At 57.5% G+C, this 5,429-nt stretch carries 4 protein-coding genes; 2 read left to right on the top strand and 2 right to left on the bottom strand.

The features are described from left to right. Positions 1–357: 357 nt before the first annotated feature. On the bottom strand, positions 358–621 hold the full coding sequence (locus tag JEQ47_RS21245; RefSeq protein WP_503489118.1) for an OmpA/MotB family protein: 264 nt from the start codon (positions 619–621) through the stop codon (positions 358–360). Positions 622–987: 366 nt separating this feature from the next. On the opposite strand from JEQ47_RS21245, the gene JEQ47_RS20470 reads away from it, so the two are divergent. Further along, positions 988–2,775 (top strand): methyl-accepting chemotaxis protein, encoded by a 1,788-nt coding sequence (locus JEQ47_RS20470; RefSeq protein ID WP_198878268.1) that lies wholly within the window; start codon positions 988–990, stop codon positions 2,773–2,775. Between the two features lie 307 nt (positions 2,776–3,082). On the opposite strand, the gene JEQ47_RS20465 is transcribed toward JEQ47_RS20470, so the two are convergent. Further along, positions 3,083–4,204 carry an ROK family transcriptional regulator gene (locus tag JEQ47_RS20465; protein WP_198878267.1) on the bottom strand — a complete coding sequence of 374 codons (1,122 nt, stop codon included), beginning with the start codon at positions 4,202–4,204 and terminating at the stop codon, positions 3,083–3,085. 292 nt (positions 4,205–4,496) lie between these two features. Between JEQ47_RS20465 and JEQ47_RS20460 the strand changes: the two genes are divergently transcribed. Beyond that, on the top strand, positions 4,497–5,129 hold the full coding sequence (locus JEQ47_RS20460; RefSeq protein ID WP_198878266.1) for a tyrosine-type recombinase/integrase: 633 nt from the start codon (positions 4,497–4,499) through the stop codon (positions 5,127–5,129). Positions 5,130–5,429: the final 300 nt, after the last annotated feature.

Raw genomic sequence — 5,429 nt, 5'->3', positions numbered from 1 at the left:
GCGCGCCACGCCATATGCTGCGGCTCACGGCCGCCGCCCGACCACGCCAAATCAGAAAACCCCATAGCCCGGCGCATGCGGACCGCGGGTTCCTGCATGGGTGGCTTTCGTACGCCAAACAGCGCCCGAAACCCTTCACCAAAACGGTCAACCAGACTGCGGTGACCGCTTCCCGATAGTTGCCATTCCAGCTTGGGTTGAGCACTTGCGGTTTTGCGATCAGGAGTTTTATGGCCTGAAAGAAACACCAAATTGAAGCTTAGCCTGTTCGGTTAGCAACGCAGTCTTACTGTAGGTCGCCCCAGCATCAACCCGATTATTACAAAGATGCGCGCTGCCTTGGCGACAGCAGTCAAGTTAGAATTCAAAGCCGGGTGGTATCGTCGGGGCGGACTTCTGGATAAATATCTGCACACGTTCGTTGGCTGCCATATAGGGGTCGTTGGCAAAGAACGGCTCCAATTCTGCGCGTCCTATGACAGCATCTACCAGGCCTGACGGCACGCCAAACTGTTTCAACTCAGCGCGAGCAATATTGGCGCGGTCACTGGATAGTTCCCAGGCGCCGTAGCGCGGATTGGCGTAGCTGGCTCCAGCCGCGGTGTGTCCTGAAATGCTTATAGGCTGGCCGAGCTTGGCGATGATCGGAAACGCCGGCCCATATCCAACGTCGATGCTGGGAGCGCGCGTGAAATTGCAGATCTATTCGGGGGTTGCGATTTCCGAGGATCCGCCCCCTCCCAGTCGGCAAATTGTTTCCACCGACCACTTAACGATCGGGCAACCATCGGTTGAAGGTTCCCGGACGTTGCTCATCTAGCCAAAGCGTTTGTCCGTAGTTGTCGTTCTAGCGCCGCTACGACTGCGGGGCCTTGTCTCGACCAGCTCACATGCGAAATGGGTGGTCTTTAAATTCGACTCCGAAAGGAATTTATTAGCATGTTGGAGACTATATTCGGATGCCTCATTAGCAAGGACGCCGGTTAAATGGGTCTCCAATTCTTCAAGCGCGCAAACTCCGCGCAGACTGCCATCAATGCCGACACAATCGCGTCTCTCAGTCGGTCGCAGGCATTCATTGAGTTCGAGCCGGACGGAACAATAATCACGGCGAACGACAACTTCTTGTCGGTGATGGGTTACGATTTGGACGAAGTCGCGGGCCGGCACCACAGTATGTTCCTCGAATCGGGGTATTCCAACTCTCCCGAGTATAGGGACTTCTGGACCAAACTTGCTGGCGGCGAATTCCAGAGAGCCCGCTTTAAGCGTCTTGGGAAGGGTGGCAAGGAAGTATGGATTGAAGCCTCATACAATCCGCTCATTGGCTCGGACGGCAAGGTCTACCGGATCATCAAAGTCGCGAGCGACGTCACCGAGCGCCACCAGGAGTCTGCGGACGCCCGTGGCCAGATCAACGCAATATCGCGCTCCCAGGCAGTTATTGAGTTCAAGCTTGATGGCACAATTCTCACCGCAAACGAGAACTTCTGCAGCGCATTGGGTTACCGGCTCGAGGAAATCCGCGGTCAGCATCACCGCTTATTTGTGACCCCGGAGGAAGCCTCGGGGCCCGAATATCAAGAGTTCTGGCGCAAGCTCAGCTCGGGCGAACTCTGGTCGGGAGAGTACAAGCGTATCGGCAAGGGCGGACGGGAAGTTTGGATCCAGGCTTCCTACAATCCAATCTTTGACGCCAGTGGGCGCCCCTACAAGGTGGTCAAATATGCTACCGACATCACTGCCCGCAAGGCAGCTGTCAATGAACTCAGTCACGTACTGGAATTGCTGGCGCAGGGGAATCTGAACTGCAGTATCGACGGTGAGTTTCCCGGCGAGCTTGAACAGGTGCGGCTTGCATTCAATGAGACTGTCGACCGTTTCGGGACTATCGTTCTGGAACTGCGTGAGACCTCAAGCGCGCTGCGCGCTGCCACAGGAGAAATTCTAGCAGGGGCGAATGATCTGGCAGAGCGCACGACAAGGCAGGCCGCCGCCATTGAAGAGACAAGTGCTGCTGTCGAGCAGCTTTCGCAGGCGGTGACGGCAAACGCGCAGCGGGCAGAGTCGGCCCGAACGAACGCCAAGAGCGTGTCTGAGGGCGCAATAGAAGCTGGCGACGTCATGGGCGAAGCAAACCTGGCGATGGAAGACGTAACGACTCAAGCATCAAAAATCTCCAACATCATCGGCATGATTGACGACATCGCGTTCCAGACGAACCTTCTCGCCCTCAATGCCTCCGTTGAGGCAGCGCGCGCCGGGGATGCCGGAAAAGGCTTTGCCGTTGTTGCCGTGGAAGTTCGACGACTCGCGCAGTCTGCTGCAGCCGCATCTAGCGACGTAAAAGGGCTTATTGAGCAGTCCAGTGAGGCCGTTGCCAAGGGTAGTAAACTCGTCTCCTCTGCTGCGGAGCGGCTAGGCTCAATGGTCAGCCGAGTTCGCGAGAATGCGGAGCTAATGGAACAAATCGCACGCGCGAATGGCGAGCAGGCAAGTGCCATCTCCGAAGTCAATACTGCGGTGCGTCAGATGGACGAGATGACCCAGCATAACGCCGCCCTGGTTGAAGAAACCAACGCGGCTATTGAGCAGACCGAAGGCCAGGCCAGTCGTGTCGATAGTCTGATTGACGTGTTCGTGGTCGGTCGGTCAGTAGAGTCTGCGGGCAAGTCGAAACTATCTGTGGTCGAGAAGCCGGCAAAGAAGCAAGCGCCTCGTATTTACATTTCTCACGGTTCGGCAGCCATGGCGGCCGACTGGGATGAATTCTGATGGGAGAGCCAGTCGCCGTTTGCAACACTTGGCCGATTGAGCACATTGAGGGCAACGTCTTTCGCCTAAAGGATGCCGACAAGCGGATGCCTTTCGATGAAAGGGTAGCTGCGAAACAGGCCGCGGACCATACCGCCCGTTTGTCGAAGCTCATGACAGAACTCGCCTTCGAAGTTCAGAATTTGAACCGGATAGGCGCTCTGAACGGGCACGTAGATGGGGCCGAAACTGTGATCAAACAAGTTGCCGCCTCGATCAATTCAGCCTCTGTGAGCCTTCGCAACTGGTCGGAAAGCGAAGGCTCCTATCAGCCATGTTCATCCGCGAAGAACTCCGTGTAGAGCGGTCGCAGAGCAGCACCCTTGGCCGGTGAATGAATTCCGGCCGAGCCTCGCCTCACCTGGGGTGCCGATGCCCAACAGATGGGTGGAAGTTCGACAGCCAAATGTTCTGCTAATGTATCCATCAGATCGGGTGGTAGCGTCCCGTCCAACACGATCAGCGGCAGGTCCAAAGTGTCGCTGACGCCCTGAATTGCAATAGCAAGGGCCCGGGCGGCTTTTCTCGCCCACCGCTCGGTAACCTCAGCTTGAGAAATGCCACCATTGGAGGCTTCTTCCATCCAAGCTTGGCCTCCGACCAGATCGTAGAGTTTTGCCTTGGCCTCACTGATGATGGTCCGCCCCAGCGAACCATGCCCGCCAAAGGGCGGGACCCATAGTCTGCCATCTAGCAGGAGGCCCGACTGGATGAAGCGATCGACAAACAAATAGAGGTAGTCAGCCGGCCGCGGCGGCGGCGTGTTCGCAAGTTCGGCCCACGCTCCTGCACTCCCGGTCGAATAGGTCGATATCGGCACATCAAGCAGTCGTTCCAATTGCTTTCGAAAGGCCACTTCACTCCAGGGGGCGTCATGAACGCCCATCACCACCTGACAAAGCCGATCAAAGTCCGCCGGAACAGCAATCCCCAAACCGATAGGTTTGACTTGGTCATCGCCAATTTCAGCGAGTACTGATTCATACGCTTTAGCGACAGCGCAACTAACGTGCTTGTAGGAACACCGCTCGATAGAGAACTCCTTCTCGGCCAGAACGCGGCCGCCGAGAGACCGGACCAAAAGATGGCAGTTTCCGAAACCCATTTGGCAACCCGCAGAGTAGGCGCCCTCTGGATTCATTGAAAGCGACACACCGGGCTGTCCGCGCTTCCCACGGATACGCGCGCCTTCCAGAACGAGACCGCGCCTCGACAACTCTGCAACCAGCCTGAAGGCGGTCGATCCACTAAGTCCGGTGGCTCGAGCTACATCAGCGGCCGATCCGCCTGGATTCGTTGCTATTGCGGTGAGCACCGCCCGCAAGTTCACTCTAATGCTGCCGGCATTGTCCAGTTTGCCTGGTCCCGGCTCGAAAACTTCGCGGCTCAAAGTTGTGCTTCCCATCAGGCATTGTCTTTAGCACGCGATCCAGTTTCGAGGTCAATGGCCGAATGACAGCAAGGTATTGCCTTGCTTGAGAGCACGGGGAATAGACCACCCGGTGGCCGGTTATTGAAGGCCGCAGATAAAACCCGACAGACCGCATACGGCCCCGCTGGAGGCGCTACCAGGGAGGGTTGTGGGGCAGGGGGACCATTCTCGAGGCGGCACGATGCCGAGTGACGATGCCTTCGCCTTAATCGTTCTCTGATTGGCCGATGTTGGCCATAGGAGAATGAAAATGGGTATCTCACAATATGACCCCGCCGCCAGAGGTCGGCCGGCGTGGAACGCCGGTCGGCAAGTTGGCGCCAAGCGGGCGCTCAAGGTCCGGCAGATCTGGGCCATCCGGTTCTTTCTGGATCGAGAGGGCCGCATGCGCGACCGAGCGCTGTTTGATCTCGCCATTGACAGCAAGCTGCGCGGTTGCGACCTAGTTAAGCTCAAGATCGGCACACTCGTGACCGGCCATGACATTCGCGCCCGAGCGATGGTCATTCAACAGAAGACAGGCCGACCGGTGCAGTTTGAGATCACGAGCGATGCAAGAACAAGTTTGCTGGCATGGCTCGAGAGGCGAGGGGGCTCGGTAGAGGATTTCGCCTTTCCCAGTCGAGCCGATCCAAACGACCACCTGAGCACAAGGCAATATGCTCGATTGGTCGATGAGTGGGTGACCGCCATCGGTCTTCGCAAGGAGGAGTATGGTACGCATTCGCTCCGGCGCACCAAGGCCTCGCTCATCTACAAGGCGACCGGCAATCTTCGGGCGGTGCAGATCCTTCTTGGCCATTCCAAGATCGAGAATACGGTCCGATATCTGGGCGTCGACGTCGAAGACGCACTGGAACTGGCGGAACACACCGAAGTCTGACAATCAGCGGCCCCACCGCAGGTGAGGCCGCACGAGAGGACGCCGAGCGAACATGTTGTCCGGTTCGATCGCCGGAACCGGACGGTCAGCAGTAACACGATCGCGCCCTGTCTCAGAAGAACATCCGGACCATCGTCGATGCGCCCTAGAACGGTCATTCCCGCCGCGTTTTCTGTTTCCCGTAAGCTGCCATTCCTGCCGCGGTCGACCGCCGGCATTTTTTCGGGGTGATGGGGTGGAAAGCCCTAAAGGCAATACGCGGACGCTTCGATTAGGCAGATGTAAGGGCTCCCAATGAGC

It is taken from the genome of Devosia sediminis (assembly GCF_016411825.1).
GTDB lineage: Bacteria > Pseudomonadota > Alphaproteobacteria > Rhizobiales > Devosiaceae > Devosia > Devosia sediminis.
Note: the sequence above shows the minus strand (reverse complement) of the source record. Positions and strands in the feature narration are given on the sequence as shown.

Coding starts and splice junctions, on each gene's coding strand:
- JEQ47_RS20470 (WP_198878268.1), top strand. CDS start 988: ATGGGTCTCCAATTCTTCAAGCGCGCAAACTCCGCGCAGACTGCCATC.
- JEQ47_RS20460 (WP_198878266.1), top strand. CDS start 4,497: ATGGGTATCTCACAATATGACCCCGCCGCCAGAGGTCGGCCGGCGTGG.